Annotated in this window: 16 protein-coding genes; all 16 read left to right on the top strand. The window is 65.4% G+C overall.

What is annotated here, in order from left to right; genetic code table 11:
- Window positions 1-92 precede the first annotated feature (92 nt).
- The 16 genes from NCW75_05580 to NCW75_05505 all read left to right on the top strand — a co-directional run bounded on the left by NCW75_05580 (window position 93) and on the right by NCW75_05505 (window position 18,562).
- A complete protein-coding gene (locus NCW75_05580) occupies window positions 93-1,676 on the top strand; it encodes a phage portal protein (GenBank protein ID UYV13754.1) in 1,584 nt (527 codons plus the stop codon).
- Window positions 1,660-4,137 carry a S49 family peptidase gene (locus NCW75_05575; GenBank protein UYV13753.1) on the top strand — a complete coding sequence of 826 codons (2,478 nt, stop codon included), beginning with the start codon at window positions 1,660-1,662 and terminating at the stop codon, window positions 4,135-4,137. The genes NCW75_05580 and NCW75_05575 overlap by 17 nt, the downstream gene beginning before the upstream one ends.
- 76 nt (window positions 4,138-4,213) lie before the next feature.
- Window positions 4,214-4,822: a DUF2190 family protein gene (locus NCW75_05570; GenBank protein UYV13752.1), complete on the top strand. Its 609-nt coding sequence runs from the start codon at window positions 4,214-4,216 to the stop codon at window positions 4,820-4,822.
- A gap of 51 nt (window positions 4,823-4,873) precedes the next feature.
- Window positions 4,874-6,418, top strand: a complete 1,545-nt coding sequence (locus NCW75_05565; protein ID UYV13751.1) for a hypothetical protein — start codon at window positions 4,874-4,876, stop codon at window positions 6,416-6,418.
- Complete coding sequence (locus tag NCW75_05560) at window positions 6,415-7,263, top strand: hypothetical protein (protein ID UYV13750.1); 849 nt, start codon at window positions 6,415-6,417, stop codon at window positions 7,261-7,263. The genes NCW75_05565 and NCW75_05560 overlap by 4 nt, the downstream gene beginning before the upstream one ends.
- Entirely contained in the window at window positions 7,260-7,745 is a 486-nt protein-coding gene (locus NCW75_05555) for a hypothetical protein (GenBank protein UYV13749.1), read from the top strand. Before NCW75_05560 ends, NCW75_05555 begins: the two co-directional genes overlap by 4 nt.
- The gene (locus NCW75_05550) at window positions 7,742-8,632 is read left to right on the top strand and encodes a hypothetical protein (GenBank protein UYV13748.1); all 891 of its coding nucleotides are present in this window, start codon (window positions 7,742-7,744) and stop codon (window positions 8,630-8,632) included. The genes NCW75_05555 and NCW75_05550 overlap by 4 nt, the downstream gene beginning before the upstream one ends.
- Complete coding sequence (locus tag NCW75_05545) at window positions 8,629-9,915, top strand: hypothetical protein (GenBank protein ID UYV13747.1); 1,287 nt, start codon at window positions 8,629-8,631, stop codon at window positions 9,913-9,915. Before NCW75_05550 ends, NCW75_05545 begins: the two co-directional genes overlap by 4 nt.
- A 46-nt stretch (window positions 9,916-9,961) precedes the next feature.
- Entirely contained in the window at window positions 9,962-10,336 is a 375-nt protein-coding gene (locus NCW75_05540; GenBank protein ID UYV13746.1) for a hypothetical protein, read from the top strand.
- A gap of 89 nt (window positions 10,337-10,425) precedes the next feature.
- Window positions 10,426-10,713: a hypothetical protein gene (locus tag NCW75_05535; GenBank protein ID UYV13745.1), complete on the top strand. Its 288-nt coding sequence runs from the start codon at window positions 10,426-10,428 to the stop codon at window positions 10,711-10,713.
- Between the two features lie 15 nt (window positions 10,714-10,728).
- Complete coding sequence (locus NCW75_05530; GenBank protein ID UYV13744.1) at window positions 10,729-12,795, top strand: hypothetical protein; 2,067 nt, start codon at window positions 10,729-10,731, stop codon at window positions 12,793-12,795.
- A complete protein-coding gene (locus tag NCW75_05525) occupies window positions 12,792-13,241 on the top strand; it encodes a hypothetical protein (GenBank protein ID UYV13743.1) in 450 nt (149 codons plus the stop codon). The genes NCW75_05530 and NCW75_05525 overlap by 4 nt, the downstream gene beginning before the upstream one ends.
- Window positions 13,241-14,218: a hypothetical protein gene (locus NCW75_05520; protein UYV13742.1), complete on the top strand. Its 978-nt coding sequence runs from the start codon at window positions 13,241-13,243 to the stop codon at window positions 14,216-14,218. Before NCW75_05525 ends, NCW75_05520 begins: the two co-directional genes overlap by 1 nt.
- Window positions 14,215-14,706 carry a hypothetical protein gene (locus NCW75_05515; GenBank protein ID UYV13741.1) on the top strand — a complete coding sequence of 164 codons (492 nt, stop codon included), beginning with the start codon at window positions 14,215-14,217 and terminating at the stop codon, window positions 14,704-14,706. The genes NCW75_05520 and NCW75_05515 overlap by 4 nt, the downstream gene beginning before the upstream one ends.
- On the top strand, window positions 14,706-15,083 hold the full coding sequence (locus tag NCW75_05510; GenBank protein ID UYV13740.1) for a C40 family peptidase: 378 nt from the start codon (window positions 14,706-14,708) through the stop codon (window positions 15,081-15,083). Before NCW75_05515 ends, NCW75_05510 begins: the two co-directional genes overlap by 1 nt.
- On the top strand, window positions 15,080-18,562 hold the full coding sequence (locus NCW75_05505; GenBank protein ID UYV13739.1) for a phage tail protein: 3,483 nt from the start codon (window positions 15,080-15,082) through the stop codon (window positions 18,560-18,562). Before NCW75_05510 ends, NCW75_05505 begins: the two co-directional genes overlap by 4 nt.
- Window position 18,563: the final 1 nt, after the last annotated feature.

Here is an 18,563-nt window from a genome sequence, read left to right as displayed (position 1 = left end):
AGCAGGATCCCAGATCCGGCCTCTTCGTGCCAGAGGGAACCGCACAGCGGCCCCAGACACAGCGCGTGTGGGGGCCCCGGTCGCTGCGCAGCATGTCCGGCCTCGAGGCCGGGCGTGTCTCGCGTACCGACCCCGACTTCGTACCGCACTCGACAGGGCCCAACCGCCTGGCAGACGAGTCGAACATCGAGCTGATCCGCGCCCGCATGCGGATGCTCATCGACCAGAATGAGCTGGTGGACGGCGCCCTCGAGACGCACCTGGACAACATCGTGGGCCAGAAGGGCATCCACGACGAGCCCGATACGGGCTGGCGCGACCTCGACGACCAGATCCGAGATCTCACCGACTACGCCTACCGCCGCGTCGACGTGGAACGCTCGAGGACGCTGCCCGAAGACCAGGAGCTGTTCTACCGCGAGCTCTTCGGCGGCGGCGAGTCCGGCGTCCACCAGGTCATGGCCCGGGAGTTCAAGGGCTACCCGGTCATGCCGGCGACCGAGCTGGTCGAGGCCGACCGCCTGGATATGAACCTCGAGGGCAAGGCGGGCAACAACCGTGTCCGCCAGTCGATCGAGCGGGATCGCTACGGCCGCGTGGTCGCGTACCACGTGTTGCGGGCCAACCCCAACGACGATCCGCTGTTCTTCTCGCCGGCCACGCTCAACAGCCCAAACGTGGTCCGCGTCCCGGTCGATCGCTTCGAGCTCGTGTTCTTCACCCGCCGGGTCGCCCAGCTCCGTGGGCTACCGCGGGGCGTGTCGGCGATGCGTGTGCTCCGCCTCGACGAGAACCTCACCCAGGACACCATGATCCTGGCCCAGATCGCCCTGGCGTTCGGTGCACTCATCGAGACGCCCGAGGGCTGGGGTGACGACCTCTTCCAGCAGGGAACCAACGAGCAGGCATTCGCGGTCGATTCCTCAGGCAATCCGGTAGACCGCATCGAGGCTGGTGGACTCGGGTTCATCCCGCCCGGCAGCAAGCCGCACTTCTCACAGCCACAGCACGGCGGCCCCAACTTCGACAGCACCACCGGCGTGCTGCAGCGCCGGGCCTCACGGAGCCTCCGTACCAGCTCGGCGTCGCTGACTGGCGACTACTCCAAGACCACCTTCAGCAGCGCCCGGGCCGAGAGCCTGGATATCCGGAAGTTCTACCAGCGGATGCACCAGGTCATCTGGTGCCACCACACCGAGCCCTACCGCCGTCGCCTCATCGATTGGGCGGTGGCCACCGGACGCATCGAGCTCAAGGTCAGGCAGCGCAAGGCGATCGAGCGGAACCCCGAGCGGCTGTACAAGTGCCGCGTCATCGCACCGGGTTGGTCGTACGTGAACCCCGCCCAGGAGTCGACGGCGAACCAGACCGACGTCGCCAACGGCGTCCGTTCCCGCATCCAGATCATCGGCGAGCAGGGCGGAAACTGGCGCCAGGTCGTCGACGACGAGGTCAAGTTCCACAAGTACCGCCAGGAGCGGTATGAGGAAGCCGGGCTTGAGGCGCCACCGATGGGTGCGAGCACAGCGCCCACCGAGACCAAGGACGACAACGACGACGGCGAGACCCCCGATGGTGCCCGCCGCGACACCGAGAATAAGACCAGCAGTCTGACCGTCGGCACGGACGCCGGCGCCAACGGGCATGGAGGCCCTTTCAATGGCCAAGTTGCGTGACCAGAAGATCTTCGATGCCGTGTTCAACACCCCCTGGTCTATCCAGGACAAGGTGTTTACCCAGATCCAGACGCTGGTCGTCGCCCACGCTCTGGGCAACACCATCGACCAGGATGAAGTCCGAGCCATCGTCGGAGCCCGTGACAACTCGGTGCAGGACCTCACCATCGAAGCTCGCCGTGGCCGCTCTCGTGACGACAGCGAGAGCGGGTACACCCTCCACGGCTCGGTGGCACGCATCCCGATCTCGGGCGTGCTGGTAGAGCACTCGAGCCTGGTCAACGGCATGAGCCAGGAGCGTGGCACCGGCTACGACTCGATCGTCGCCATGATCGATGAGGCTCTGGGTGACGATCGGGTCTCATCGATCCTGATGCACATCAACTCGCCCGGTGGCCATGCCCAGGTGGTCAAGTCTGTAGCCGACAGGATCTTCGAGGCTCGGTCGACCAAGCCGATCGAGACCATGTACGAATCGCTCGGAGCTTCGGCGGCCGTCTACCTGGGCGCCCAGGCCAATCGTTCCCACGCACGCCCCGACAGCATGGTCGGGTCGATCGGAACCTATATGGCGGTGGCCGACTGGAGCCGCTTCTACCAGAACGCCGGCGTGGATGTCGACGTCATCTCATCGGCACCCGACAAGGGTGCTGGCGTCCAGGGCGCCCCGATCAGCGATTCTGCCAAGCAGCAGTACCGCGACATCGTGAAGACGCTGGCGGATCAATTTATCGGGTCCGTTGCACGCGGGCGCGGCGTGAGCGACAGCGCAATCCGAGAGCAGGCCACGGGCCATGTCTGGATGGGCGAAGAGGCTGTCCGACGCGGCCTCGTGGATGAGATCCGAGCCGACGTCGGATCGCTCATCCGTGAGATGAACGACCGGCACGGATCGAGCAAGCAAACCAACAGCGCCCGGGCCACAGTGGCTACGGGCGATCGCACAGATGCGGCTCAGTCCGCAAAGGAGCTCGCCATGGAAGGCGACAAGGGCAAGACCGCCCAGACCGATGCGGCTGGGCAGGGTACCGCAGTAGCTGATGTTGACCAAGAGGCCTTGAAGGCCGCTGGCAAGCGTGAAGAGAAGGCGCGGGTCACCGCGATCACGGATCGGGCCTCAAGGTTCATGAGCACCGAGGGCGTGCAGAAGCTGAAGGACGAGGCCATCGACGGCGACATGACACCTCAGGCCTTCAGTGACAAGCTGATGGACCTGCTGGCCGAAGAGCAGGCCCCAACGGGGCATGACCGCGGCGCGCAGGTGTCTGTTGGAGCCGAGGGTGCCGTCCGTGAGCGTGATGCGACCTCGCTGATCCTGGCCGTCAAGGCCAGCCCAGTCATCGAGAGCTCGCTGGCAGGCGAGAGCCAGAAGGCCAAGCGTGTTGCATCGGCACTCGGGTTCGATTCCCCAGAGCTGGCATCGAGAGCCATTCGAGAAGCCGAATCCTCGGGGTTGCGCGGCATGCGCCTCGACCAGATCGCGCACCGTGCCGTGGCTCGGGCCGAGGGCATCAGCATCGATGATTCGATGCGGAAGTACTCCAACGCCCAGCAGCTCCTGTCCGCGGCCTCCCACGGCACGAGCGACTTCCCCCTGCTGCTCGACAATACGGCGAACAAGACTCTCCAGGCACGCTTCGAGGAAGAAGACTCCTGGTTCGAGAAGATCTGCCGTATCCGGAGCGCCAACGACTACAAGCTGGCCAAGGTGAATCGGATCTCCGAGGCCGCCGACTTCCAGAAGCTGCCCGAGGGCCAGGTCCCCGAGCAGGTGAGCTTCAACGAACGCCAGGAGGGCATCCAGGTCGAGCCCTGGGGTGTGGGCTTCTCGTTCACGTTCCAGATGATGGCCAACGACGACCTTCAGGCCTTCTCGGATTGGGCGGAGGCGGTCGGCATGGCCGGTGCCCGCGTTCCCAACATCAGCCTGGTCAAGGCCCTGGAGATGGGAAGCGGCCTTGGCCCCACGATGTCGGACGGCAAGACGCTGTTCCATGCCGACCACAACAACATCGCCACCGCCGCGGCGCTGAGCTTCTCGAGCGCGTGGGCGTCGATCAAGCTCATGGCCAAGCAGAAGGGCTTTGGTGAGGATGCCGCTCCGCTCGATCTTCGTCCCAGCCTGATCCTGACGCCCATCGACCTGATGGATACAGCGGAGGATCTCTTCTCGCAGGACAAGCAGGAGGGATCGGGTAAGCAGCAGCGTAACAACACGCTGAAGAACCGACTCCGCCCGGTTTCGACCGCGCGTCTGGCGAGTTCCAGCCGCTGGTGGACGTTCGCCGAGCCGAACCGTGTCCCGACCTTCGAGGCTCGGTTCTACCAGGGCCAGCGACGGCCGGTCATCTCGCGCGTTCCCAGCCCCACCAACATGGCGCAGCGGTACGAGGCCATCATGTACGGCTTCGGTCTCTCCGCCATCAACCACGAGGGTGCCACCACCAACGCTGGCACCTGAGCCGTCCGCACCTGACCCCGCCCGACTCGACATCGGGTAGGGAGCAACTGGGCGCACGGCGCCCGTGGAGCAGATCATGAAGAATCAGAAGCAAATCACGCCCGAAGAGCACATCATCACCTGGACCAACACAACTGGCAGCGCAGTCACGGCGGGCACGCCTGTCCTGACTCCTGCTGGCTGGGGTGTGGCCCACGGGGACATCGCGGCTGGTGCCGAGGGCACGCTTTACCGGCGCGGCCGTTTCGAGTTCACGAAGGCCGCTGGCACGGCTGTCGACCAGGGCGATCGTCTCTGGTGGGACGACGCCAACGACCGCGTGAGCTTCACGCCGACAGGCACGCCACCGCTTATGACCGCCAACAAGGCCGCGGCCGATGCCGACACCGTCGTGTCTGGCGATCTCAACTTTGTTGCCTCTCCCGCCGGAATCCGGCACACGGTCGACAGCACCGAAGCGGCTGCCAATAGCAACGACGGCCAGGTCGACATCGACACCGGTCTGGGCGTTGTGCCTACGGCCGTTACGGTCACTGTGCGCACGGCGAGCACCAACATCGTCAAGTCGGGGTACACGGTCCTCCCGCTGACTGGCAACGACGCCGGCAAGGTCCGCATCGGTGGTGTGGCCGCCGGAACCCAGATCGACGAGAACGACATCATCGAGCTCGTCGTCATCCCCTGATCGGTTCGTGAATCACACGCCCATCCATGGCTAACGCCATGGATGGGCTTTATGGGCAAGCTCATCGCTCTCGGCGGCACTCTCGCTACGGGCACCCCGCTGATGTTCGCGGGTAAGCGGTCCTATGTCCTGCCGGGGGTCTTCATCCAGAGCTTCGCCTCAGGCCTGAAAAAGGGCGGCGAGCCCACCAGCGGTGGTGAGTACCTCCCCGAAAAGCTGGAAACGACAGCATCGCCGACACCCCTGGGCGAGGGAGATACGCCCGTTCCGTATCCGAACCTCCCGGTGGTCGAGTTCGAGGGGACCACCTATCGGATGACCCAGGCGGCCGCGGTCGCATGGGAGGCCCAGATCACGGCGCGGATGAGCTCGCAAGCCATCGCCGAGGGCTGGTACATCCAGGACGACTTCGAGTGGCGTACGCCGCTGCTCCGCCTGGCCAGCACGTGGATTGGTGAGGGAACCGGCTCGATCTTCCCAGAGGAAGACTCCCCCGCGTACGACACGATGATGGCCGCATGGACACGCGGCAAGCAGCACGTCGCCAACACCAAGTACCCGAACAACCCATATGGAAACTACGCGCTCGGGTGGCCGAGGCCGTTGCTGAATCCGACAGGGCTCAGCCAGCGCCGTGGCTTGCCCACGGCGGCCGAGATCACGTTCATCAAGCAGCACTACTGGGATCCGCAGCAGACCCACTACGTGCACGGCCACTTCAAGCCTGGCGACGACCCCACGCTGGCAACCCCAGCCAAGTTCCGAGAGGCCCATCGGCTATGGGCAAGCAGCGAGAAGGCCCGGCTGACCGCCGAGGGCGTTCCGCAAGACCAGTGGACGATGTCGATATGGCTGCCGTTCTTCAGCCGCGACGATGATGCAGACTTCGATCCGGCTACGGGCATGTCGTTCATTCGGGCGGGCCTGGAGGGCATCGCCGAGGCGCAGTGGCCGAGCGTGGACATCGGCGGCTTGGAGAACACCGACACCGCCGCGATGGGCTTCAGCAGCACCGCAGAGTTCGTCGACCAGTTGCTCGTCGCGGCCGACGAGACGGTGTTCGTCGATGGGCTCCCGGGTCCGAGCTCGACGTTCCAGCCGACGGCGCCGGTGGCGGGCCAGCCAGAGCCTGGAATGCCAGGCGACCCCACGCCACTGAAGGCCGAGCAGACGGTCCAGTTGAAGCAGACCGCATCGTGGATCCTCAGGAAGGGCGTGTCGGCGAAGTACTTCCGAGGCGGCGAAGGGCCTGGCGTGGACATCGTCGTCTACGTCAGCGACTCGGCTCCGCGAACGACTGGCGGATCGCCAGAGCGTTCGCGTGACAGCCTCAACAGCCGCAAGCGCCAGTCCTGGCAGCTCATCTGCCTGGCGGGCACCCACCTGGTCGACCCGGGCCTTGGCGTTGCTGGCGATCCGGATCTCGAGGCCATCGAGCTGGACCCGCGCTCGGTTGTCAGGCTCCAGCATCAGGACACCTTCGAGATCCAGGGCGTCCACCTTGGTCGGGACGCCAACGAGACGATCAAGCTGCGCGTGCCGGAGAAGCCCATGCTCGTGAATCGGCTGTACTGGTCGGTCGAGGTGTCGGCATGACCCGTGCGGGCGCCATGGTGAGCGGATTCGTGGTGCAGCCGGACGTGCTCGACGCCGTCCGAACGCTCGCGCACACCAGCGCGTTGGTGCCGGTCGTCCTGTCGGAACGCCACATCGACGTGCTCAGCCACCACCGCCTCGGCGTGCTCAAGGACGCCAAGAAGAACTTTGAGCGCGGGCGCGGGGCCCAGAAGTTCCTGGCGCCCAGACTGAAGCGGTTCGGCCGAACCACGGGCTCCCAGCTCCCCACGAACATCAGCCAGGCTCGGGGCGAGAGCTTCGCCGTGGAGCGCGATGGCGTGCTCGAGGGGCTCGAAGAGGGCGGATCGCAGAACAGCAACGAGCCCATGGCCATCCCGATCGCACCGAGGTTCCGGCGGAACCCAAAGAAGTTCCGAGAGATGCTCGAGGCGAATCGATTCGTGGTCGTCGGCCGGCGCGGGCTGCTGATCGACCCCGACGACCGCAAGCAGGGTGAACGCACCGAGATCGCCGGCGTGCTGACCAAGCGGATTACCCGCCGGCCACGCCTGGGGTTCATGCGGCGCTGGGACCAGAACCGGCCCAAGGCCGAGGCGAAGTACGAGAGCGACCTCGAGAAGCTCACGACCGAGGCGGGCCGTGGCCAGCTCCGCTCCAACATCGCTCGGGGCCGCGTGACGCGGGCGCTGACGCCGCAGATCGCCAAGGCATCACTCGAGGCCGGTGAGCGCGAGTACCAGCGATTCTTCAACGCCAATCCGAACAACGTGCCAGGTGCCAGAGCGGCCAAGCGACAGGCCCAGCGTGCCGTACGGCGTGACCTCATGCAGCGCGCGCAGGGCGCCGCGGGCGGGCTGTCATGACCGCCGTGCGCACCCAGATCGTGCAGGCCATTGCCGCCGCCCTCGAGGATGTCTCGATCATCGGACACGTGGCCGAGCCCAGCAAGCGTGACCCGATCGAGGAAGAGAACATCATCAAGGTGATCTCCGAGGGCCAGGCCTACGTCGAGCTCGGTGTCGGTGGCGATGAACCGGGCCAGGAACACCAGGACATCGTCAAGAAGACGTTCCCGATCACCGCGATCTGCCACCTCCCCGACAACCCGCCGGATGGTGTGAGCCACCTGGAATTCGCGGGCCAGGTGTACGGCGCCATAGTTGCCCTGCTGGTGGATCCGAACGACCAGAGCGTGGGCCGGTGGGGCGACCTGGCCGAGCAGTCGATCGACCAGGGCGGGGGTGGTGTTGGCCTCGACCCCGGTGGTATGGACACCCTGGTCACGGTCGTCCACTTCGACGTCATCTACCGGCACACGCTCGGCGACGTGGAGGCCGTGCGATGAGCTCCATACAGATCGTTGATCCCGCGTCTCCCGCTGGCATGCCCGCATACACGGTGTCGGGCGCTGCCACGTTCTACGAGGCCTTGGCATCGATCGGAGACGTCTCGCAAGTGTCCACGCTCGTAAATGGCACGAGTGGCGACATCGGATTCGAGCCCTTCGACCCTCCCAACAGGGACGACGGCCACGAGATCCGTTGCCGCTACAAGGTCACCGAACTGGTCGTACCCGACGACTCCACGCCCACGCTGACCCTTCTGCTGTACGCGAGCGGGCAGCTCATCCACCAGTCCGCGCCAGTGGTGCCAACCGAGAGCGTTGCACAGACCGACTTCCTGATCCCTGAGACGGCGGCCGCCGGCATCACCGACTACTCGAACATCACGGTTCGGCTGAAGGTCGAGGGGATCGAACCCGACTACTCGCTCGAGGTGACCTACCTGGTGCTCGTTGTTCCGAACCCGTACGAGTTCGGGCCGGTGAACCCTCCGCCGCCTCCACCCCCGCCCCCTCCACCTCCGCCACCACCACCACCGGCTGAGTACCTCCTGGACACGATCCAGCCCCGCTGGCCGGTGACGCTGACGCCAGAGGCCCAGGTCCTGGCGACCGACGGCCCCCAGCGCCACACGCGATCGCCGAGTGACCTGGCACCGCGGACGTACGGCCTGCCGATCGACCTGGCCAGCGCCGCCGAGATGACCCAACTCGCCGAGGCGCTCACCGAGACCTCCAGCGGCACCCTGCCGCTGCGCTGGCAGCACCCCAAAGACGACGCCGCTGCGGTCAGGTACCTGATCCGCAACGTGGGCGAACTGAGAACCGCACGCACCCGGGCCGGCCAGCGAGGCTCGGTCACCATGATCCTCGAGGAGGTTCTGCCATGAGCCTGACCAGACTCCGCAAGATGGGCCGCAAGATCGAGTCCGTAGAGGGCACTCCCGAAACCCTCGGCGCCACCGACTACGCCGGCAACTTCAAGGGCCCGCCGACCCTCACGCGGTCGCCGAACCAGTACGAACGCGAACTCCAACGCGGTGACCTCAGCTCGGATGGAACGCTGCCCGGGCAGCGCATGGCCACCATGAGCATGCCCGAGGAAGAACTCGTCGGCGGTGCCGCTGACACCGCGGCGCCCTGGCACACCGACCTCCGGGCAATGGGCTTCTCGTCGTCGGCACTCCAGATGATCGAGATCAGCACGATCGCCCTGGCCGACATCGAACGGGGCGACCGGATCGGCAACAACGCGACCGAGGGCTCGGCCACCGCCACGGGCATCGTGGTCGCGTTCATTGACTCGACTGCGACACCGGACACCGTCGGCGAGATCGGCGAGGACGGCAAGCTGGTCTACCTGCCCGTCACGGGAACCCTGGCCAGCACCGACACGCTCCACAGCTACGCGTCGACGCAAGCGACAGCCGACATCGACACGAACCCCGTGGCGGCCGGATTCCGCTTCCAGCCCTTCAGCGAGAACGCGTCTGGTGCGCCGCCCTCGGTCACGCCAGCGTTCCGATACGTCGAGGCCGGCCAGTGGTACGAGGAGCGCCTGGGTGGCGCCCGGGCGCAGGGGTCGCTCAGCCTCAGGATGGGCGAGCCAGCCCTGCTCCAGTGCGAGTACATTGGTGCGCCGATCATGAGCAAGAGTGGTGGCGTGTTCATCCCCAGCTCGGTTTCGGCGCTGACCGGCATCCCGACGTATCCGAGCCCGCCGAAGGTCGCCAAGGGCATGCCGCTGAGGCTCAAGGAAGCCGGCGCCAGCGACCACACGCCCATCCTGACCGAGGTCACGATCGACTTCGGCATCGAGCTCACACCCCGTCCCACGATCACCGATGCGGACATCGGCGACACGGGGTACATGGCCACCCGTATCACCGACCGCAACATCCGGATCAGCATGGATCCCGAGAAGGTCGCCCCGGGCACCATGAACTACTGGGACAAGGTCTACCAGGCCAGGTTCTTCGAGTTCTACACCAGCCTGGGCATTCCCTCGGACGCCAACGGCATGCTGATCATCGACGCCCCGCAGTGCCAGCTCCAGAGCGACCTGTCCGAGGACGAGCGCGACAAGATCGACACGTTCTCGCTCGAGGCCGGATGCACACGTGGCGACAACGGCGACGACGAGCTCTTCATCGACCACGTCTTCGTGGCGTGAGCCTGACACCACCAGCGGGGCCAGGACGGCCCAGGAGAAACAGCGAATGACGACACGCATCCCGACGACCAGCAAGACCAAGGTCCGCACGATCCAGAGGGCCGACGGTCAGGAACCGCTCAAGGTCCGCGTGGCCAAGCGCAGTGAGATGGCCAAGCTGTGTGAAGCTGCCCCAATACAAGTCAGCGCAGCAAACCCGGAGGATATCAAGGCCACCATGGCCGAACAGCTCAGGTTCCAAGAGATGATCGTTCGTTGGGCAATCGTCGATTGGGGAGCGGACGGTGAGCCAGAGAACCACGACATACTCGGTGACATCGCACCCGTCGACGTGTACGACGACCTGACCGACGAGGAAGTCGTGCAGATCGCCGACATCGTGCAGGGTGGCCAGCTCACCGAGTCCCAATCGGGAAACTGAGGGAGGCCGCGCGATGGTGGCACGCCTGCGAGGTCGAGAAGCAACAGGAGCTCGACCCGGAGTACGACCCGAACACGGACGACAGCCGGGTGGAGTTCCTCCCGGACGGCTCTGTGGTCGAGAAGCCCAAGGCGAGCGACCTGGACGCGGCCAACCCACCAGAGTGGCTCGAGTGCTGCTCAGAGTTCCTGGCCGTTCGGCGGGCGATCGAGGACCACGGGGTCCAGGGCTGGATGGCCCTTCACGACGTCGAGCCGCATCCGGTGCTACCCGAGGCTCTGGACGTATTCGAGAACGAGTTGCAACGGCTCCGGCATGAGACCAGCGTGGAACGCATGAAGACGGAACGCGCGAAAGCGAAGCGGCAGAAACGCTAGAGGTAGGAGCCACGGATGGCCCGCAAAGAACTCGTCATCTCGATCAAGGCCGTTGACCAGATCAGTGGGCCGATCCGTTCCACCATGAACGCGATCGGCCGACTCGGCAGAAAAGCCATCCAGACCAGCGCCAGTGTGCTCCGCGGCATGGGCGGCCTGGCCAAGAGCTTGCTGAGCGTTAAGACGCTGCTGGCCGGTGTCGCCGCGGCCTTCGCAGTCAGAGGCCTCGTCCGCTCAATTACATCGGTAGCCACAGCATTGGATGAGACCGCCAAATCAGCTCGGGCGCTGGGCATCGAGGTCGAGGAATACTCCAAGCTCCAGTTCGTGGCCGAGCGGTCGGGCATCGCAGTCAAGCAACTGGCGACAGCGTTCCGTACGGCTCAGCGGAACGCCGCCCAGTACGTCCGTGGTGAGGGCGGAGCGGCCCAGCGGGCCTTTAGTGACCTGGGTGCAAGCCTGACCGATGCTAACGGACGCATCAGGCAGGGCACGGATCTGCTCAACGCCATCCTGGTGCCAATGAACAAGATCCAGGACGAAGCGGTCAAGACCCAGAAGCTCTACGACATCTTCGGGAGGACGGGCGCCCAGTTCAAGAACATCGGCGAGGACATGACCAAGCTGCTGAGCGATGCCGATCGCTACGGGCAGATCTCGGCCAGCCAAACGCGAGTAGCAGAGGTATTCCGAGACTCGCTGACAAACCTCAGCCGGGCGTGGACGTTCCTGCGCGCGTCAGTTCTCGAGGCCATAGGGCCGGCGCTGACGAGGACCATCAACACCGCGGCCGAGAAGATGGCTGACTTCGGCAGATTGGTTAGCGGTGTGTTCCAGGTGTTCGTGGATACCGCCAACGACCCAGACACACGGTTGGAGATTGGCAACGCTCTTAGCCGGATGCTCGGCGCTGCTACAGACATCGTCGTCGTCGGCATCCAAGCCATGGTGCGGACAGTGGGAGTGGTGATTCAGAATTCGATCGAGCCGCTCATGATCCTGATCCGGAACACGCTTGGACCAAGCCTGGGCAATGTCATTATCGAGACGGTCGGCGAGGCCCTGGCGAGCGTGTGGGATTGGCTGGGGCGTGCTGACAATCCAAACGCCTTCACCAAGTTCTTTGAGGGCCTTGCACAGGATACCCGCGAAGGGATCGCATTCCTGAAAGAAGAGCTGGCAGCCGGAGGCGATCTACGAAAAGAATTCGATGATTCCTTGTCGGCGGCATTTACGAAGTCTGGTTCTCAGGTTGTTCGGGATATTGATGGAATCCTAAATGATGCCTTTAGCCGGATCCATCAGATCTCCAGCAGGGACTTCGGTGGTGTCACGAGTGTGATTGATCAGTTGGTGAAGCGTCTCCGAGAAGTACGGGAACAAATCAGCAACGAAACCGACACCCCGGGCGAGAATTGGGGAGCTTCATTTGCTGCTGGTGTACGCCAGGCTGCGGAGGCAGTGGGCGAGGTCAATGCCCAATTCCAGAAGCTGGGCGCTGACGTCTTCAACACCGTTGGTAACCAGATCAGCGGCGGGCTCACCGACCTCGTGACGGGTGCCGCGAGTGCCAAAGACGCGTTCCGTGACATGGCCCAGGGCATCCTCAAGGACCTGGCCAGGCTGACCATCAGGATGGCCGTCTTCAATGCGCTGGCGGCGGCTGTTGGTGGATTCGGCAAAGCGCCCACTGGCAACCCAGCGGTGGGCGCGACAGGCCCAGCCCCGTTCGTGAAGTCAGGCGGCATCATGCGTGCGGGGGGCCATGTGCGTCGGTACGTCCGCGGCGGCATGGTCCCGGGACCAAACATCAACCGTGACATGGTGCCGGCGCTGCTGGCTCCGGGCGAGGGCGTGCTCAACCGCCGCGCCGTCCAGCGTGTCGGCCCCCGAGCGGTCCACGCGATGAATCGTGGCGAGTCCATCGGCGGCGGCATCACGATCCACCAACACAACCACTTCGATGGACAGGTGTCGAAGTCAACCGCACGGCAGTCCACCGAAATGCTGATGGCCGCGCTGTTAGATGCGATGCGTCGGCATCCAGCATTCCGCGACCAAGTGAGGTCGATGGTGACATGACCACTCCCGCCGTCAAGCTGCGCCAGTTCCTGGGCGGTCCCGAGACGCTCACGCTTACCGTGGGCCAGGACGGCCTCGAGCTGCTCATCCCGGGCGAGGAAACCATCTCGGGTGGCATCTGCCCCGTGGTGCCCAGCCTGGTCCAGGCCGTGGACCTCAACGAGCCTACGGCGTTCTCTCGCGTCCGTTCGGGCCAGCTCAAGACCCAGCGCCTGGCCACCAAACGACGCGGCGGTCTCGACGTCACTTGGACCGTCGACGAGACCGACCGGGACACGCTCGTGGCGTTCTTCGACGACGATGTCGGCCAACACCTGCGCCCGTTCCAATTCACCCCCGACATCGACGGCGAGCTCGTCAGCGTGCGCCCGCTCAGCCCACCCCAGTTCACCTGGGCCACCCAGACTGGCCACACCATCACCTGCCGCTGTGAGGAAATGTTCTAATGGCGATCTACACCACCACCAGCAGCGGTACGGTCATCAGCACGTTCATCGGTGCCATCGAAGGCCAGCACCAGGCCATCATGTCCCACCAGCGGGGCACGGCCGAGCCAACCGTGAAGCCCACGGGCACGATCTGGCACCGGACCAACTATCCGAGCCTCGGCGAGGCGTTTGTCATTTACGACGGTTCGACGTTCAATCTGCTGCTCGACCCGGATCACGCCCAGATCAACGCCGGCGGCACAGTGGCGTTCACGGCGAACCAGTCGATGGGCAACAAGAAACTGACGAACCTCCTGGCCGGCAGCGCCGCCGCGGACGCGACCCGCAAGGACCAGCAGCTCCTACTCGATGGCAGCCAGGCCATGACCGGTGCCCTCCAGATGGGCAACCAGAGGATCACCAGCCTCGGGGCGCCAACGGCCGGCACGGACGCGGCCAGGCTCCAGGACGCCACGGGCACCAACTTCTACCGCACCACCGGCGGGGCCCCAGGCAGCGTCATCTACTCGGGCTGGGAGCCAGGCACCACCACCCCGTTCCAGGTCATCAACGAGACCCCGTTCAACCCCGAGGCGTGCCAGATCCTCATCAAGGGCCAGATTCGTGATGCCGACTCGTTCAGCGAGAGCATCACATCGCTCGAGCTTGTGGCCGACATCCCACGCTGGCGCCACGAGACCGGCAACGGCGGGACCTTCGTGCATCCAGCGGGCTGGTACAAGACGACAGGCGGCTGGACCCAGCTCTTGGGCAGCTTCACCAACTCGACGTCGTCCTCGTACGACTGGCGGAGCGAGGACCTGGGCAACGGTGTCCGCCTCTACGTCAGATTCGTCATCTCGGGTGGCACCAAGGGCGTGGAGTGGTGGCTGCGCAAGGGTGACTCCGGCGACTACCAGGACATCGACGAGGTCGGCGGTCCAGCCGAGGGCATCAGCCAGATCTTCATCACCTACAACGAGTTCAGCGCATGAGGCCGCTGACCAACCCCCTCCAGATCGCAAGGCTGGCGCTGAGGGACCAGGGCGCCTGGCTGTTCTTCGTCGAGATCCCCACGACGTCGGGCGGCTTCTACCGCCTCGTGCGCAACAGCGAGCACCAGGATGGCAACGGCGTCCGCTGGCATGCCGCCAGCATCGGCGTCGATCTGCCCCCAGAGGACGACTCGGGCAGCCTGGGCGAGATGATCCTGAGCATCCCCAACGTCTCCCAGACGCCCATGGCCCTGGTCGAGACCGGCGGAGAGCTGCTCGGGCAGACGGTCACCTGCTGGGTGCAGACGACAACCGACCTGGACACGTTCGATGACGCGGCGAGCTGGCAACACTTCATCACGTGGGTCCAGGCCGATGAGCAGACGCTGCAATGCCGCGGGGGGCATCCCGCGCTCAGCCAGCCCGTACCCAGCCAGATCATCGACCGTGGCCGTTTCCCGGGCCTGCGCTCGGTCGGGAGCCTCTGATGGTCGACGTGCGCACGGACCTGGAACGCTACCGAGAGATCCCGTTCGCCGAGGGCGGGCGCGACCTCGAGCAGGACGAGGGCCTGGACTGCTGGGGCCTGGCCCGCATGGTGTGCCAGGAGATGACCAGCGTCGAGCTGCCCATCGACGACTCCGAGGCCATGGCCCGGATGGGTGAGCTGACCGAGGTCATTGATAAAGGCACGCCGAGGGCAGGAGATCTCGTGCTCATGCTCCGAGGCACGCACGTTGGCGCCTGCATCGGCGAGTACGTCGTCCACATCTCGAAGTCGGCTGGCGTCCAGATCATGAGCGTTGCCGCCATGGCTCGGCTCCGGATCATCGACAAGGTGCTCCGGCCGCGGAGGGCGAAATGAGCAACATCCAGACCGTCACGCTGCACCTGTACGACAACGCCCTCACCCGGTCCAACCAGCGTACCAAGCGGGTGAAGTTCTGCGATGTCTCGGACCTCCGAGAAGCCGTCAAGCTGGCCATCAGCCGCCGCATGGGCCCTGAGACCACCCGGATCGCCGTCATCGTCGATGGCAAGCCCGTGTCCATCAATGCCGACTGGGAGGTCGAAGACGGGGGGGTGGTCCACGCCGCCCCGATGCCAGGCGGTCTGGCGGTCGCCGGCACGATCGCCCTCAACATCGCCATCGCCGCCGCGGCGACCGCTGCCAGCTACGCCCTCACGAAGAGCCAGCTCAAGAAGCTCTCGAGCACCGATGACACCGACAGCAGGCGATACGGCTTCAACCGCCTGAGCTTCGATGCCCGCGTTGGTGATCCCATCCCGGTCGTCTTCGGGCGCCGGCGCTTTGGCCCGAAGATCGTGTCCGTGGTGCCAGACGACAGCGTCGAGGGGGACAGCAAGCTCAGGATGCTGCTACTCATCGGCTGGGGTCCCAATCACGCGATCGGCAACCAGGTGGCCGACTTCGAAGACGTCGCCAGCAGCGCCCTCGAGGGCATCTACCTCAACGACCAACCCATCAGCAACTTCACCGGGGTCAGGGCGTGGGGCCGCATGGGCAGCGACAGCCAGAACGCCATCCCGGGATTCGACAACCCAAGCGCCCTCAAGGACGTCGGCGTGGGTGGTGTGACGCTGGCGCCCAATACGCCCTTCCAGGTGACCACCAGCGGCCCCGTGCAGGCCGTGGTGCCCCGAATCCGCTTCCCGGCAGGCCTCTACGCCCTCAACGGCACCCAGATCGACGCTCGGAGTGTCCAGTACCGGGTCCGCTGGCGCGTCACCGCCGGCCCGGGCGCCTGGAGCGACTGGATCACCTACACGGTAGAGCGGGCCGAACAGAGCGAGTTCACCAGTGCCGGGCGCCTCGACTTCCTGGCCGATCCGGCGGCCCAGCTCGATGTCGAGGTAGAGCGTCTCACGGCCGTGGTGGGCGCGACCGAGGGCGCGGACGAGATGGTGTGGGACAGCATCATCGAAGAGACGTACGACAGCCAGCGGTACGCCGGGCTGGGGCTGCTGGCCCTTGAGCTCACCGCCGGGGAAGAGATCGCGGGTGTTCCACGTGTCTCAACCGACATGAACGGCCTGCGCGTGCGCGTCTGGGATGGGGTGAGCGACCCAACCAGCCCCACATTCATCATCGCCGCAACCGACAACCCCGCCTGGCATGCCCTGGAGCTGCTCACCAACACCACCTGGGGCCTGGGCGCCACCTACGGCGATTCTCGGATCGACATGCCCAGCCTCTTCGCATGGGCCCAGTACTGCGATGAGGTCGTCGAGAGGCCCGGCGGTGGCACGCGCCAGCGGTTCCGGCACCACTATGCCATGGACCGACAGCAGGACGGCTGGGATTGGCTCCGCCAGATCTGCCGTGCAGGGCGCTGCTCGCCGGCGACGGTGGGTGGCGTGGTCCGGTTCATCGTCGACAAGCCCCAGGCGCTGGCGGTAGAGACGTTCGGAGATGGCTCGATCGCCGTCGACGATAACGGGGTCGCCCAGTGGGCCTACACGCGGGAGGACGCCACTGGAGGCCGAAACAGGCCCAACCGGACGGTGGTGCAGTTCGAGAACGAGCAGGCGGATGGATTGCCCGATGCGGTGGCCAAGCCCGGCTATGGGGAGCTCTGGCTGGCATACGAGCCAGTGCGTGAGAACCAGGTGCGCCTCGACGGCGTCACCGATCCCGATCAGGCCGCCGCAGAGGCCGCCTACATCATGGACAAGACTCGGTTCCTCACCAGGAATGTCACGTTTATCACGGTGCGCCCGATGGTGATGCTCCAGCCTGGCGAACGCTTCGATAAGGCGTTCAACCTCACCGGATGGGGTACCGCGAGCGGGCGCCTGGCCGCGGACGCCGATGGCAACCGGATCACGCTCGACAGGACCGTGCAGCTCCAATCTGGCACCCAGTACGTGGTACAGGTCCACCACCAGGACAACTCGATCGAGATCCGCGACGTGGTGAGCCCAGCCGGCGTGTACGCCCGGGGTGAGTCGATCGAGCTGACGAGCGCCTTCACCACCGACGCCATGGCCGACGAGGAATACCAGCTTGGTGAGAGCGGCATCCACGTCAAGCCGTTCACATGCACCGCTGTCCGGCCGGTCGAGTTCAAGGAGGCCCTGGCCTGGGAGATCTCCGGCGTCGAGTACGACGAGGACGTCTACAACGAGGAAGTGGGCGACGTCACGTTGCCCCCGTACTCCACCCTAGACGACAAGCTGCGCACGCCCGGGCCCGTGCTCGACCTCAAGGCCTTCGAGCGCGTGATCAACGGCATCAGCGCGATCGAGCTCGCCTGGAGGCAGAAACCCGAGGACCAGCTCATCACGTCCAGCTTCAGGATCTTCCGCAGGCGCGTGGGCACGACGGCTTGGGTGCAGGTGCCCGATCCCAAGGTCAGCCGCCGCGGATCGATCATCGAGATCGACGACCGAGACGTGGCGTACGACTTCGCCGTGGTGGCCGTGAGCTACCAGGGCAAGTTCCTCCGGCCGGACGATCCCAGGGTGCCAAAGACGGGCATCGCGTTTGGCCTGGGCGAAGCCCCGCCTCCACCACCCGACACCGTCACAGCGACCCAGGATGCGGGCTCGACGTACGACCTGACCTGGGACGCTGTCGAGGGCGCCATCGGCTACCAAGTGATCTATGGCGGCCCACAGGCGGGGACGACGCTGCCGAACGAAGGCGCCGAGGATTGCTACGTCCTGGCCCGCACGACAGACCCCGAATTGACGGGCCTGGTGGTGCCGCCCAGCATCGACCACCGCTGGTGGGTGCGAAGCGTTGGCCCCAGCGGGCGTTTGTCCTGGACGGCGACCGATGAGACGCTGAATCATGCCAACCTGCCCGCTGGAACGAGCGTGCGTGGCACGTACACGCCCGATCTCTCCAGCGATGGCACGCTCACAAACCTCACCTGGAACGGCACCACCTCACGCCTCGAGCTGACAGACCCCGATTTGGACGGCGTTTGGGAGAGCCCTGAGGTCGTCCTTGGTGGCGGGGCGGCTCTCACGACGTTCATGCACCGCATCCTGACGGGCAACGACACCGACGATCCGACCATCGCCGCCTATCCAGAGCTCGTCCCCAGCATCGAGGCCGACCAGTGGGGTGTGGTCGACGACGACCCAGACCGCATCGTGGGCATGCTCATGCCACCATATCCAGACGCCCGCATCGGCTACAAGGTGGAGATCCGGACGGCCGTCAGCACTACGTTTGGGGCATGGACCGAGTGGGCACCGTTCACGTCCTTCGATGCCTCGGTCGGCAAGTACCAGGTCCGCGTCACGATCGAACGCCAGAGCGCACCGTACAGGCCATCGCTCGCCGCGTTCCACGCCACAATCGTCAGCTAGG

Source organism: Phycisphaera sp. (genome assembly GCA_025916675.1).
Classification (GTDB): Bacteria; Planctomycetota; Phycisphaerae; order Phycisphaerales; family UBA1924; genus JAHCJI01.
Note: the sequence above shows the minus strand (reverse complement) of the source record. Positions and strands in the feature narration are given on the sequence as shown.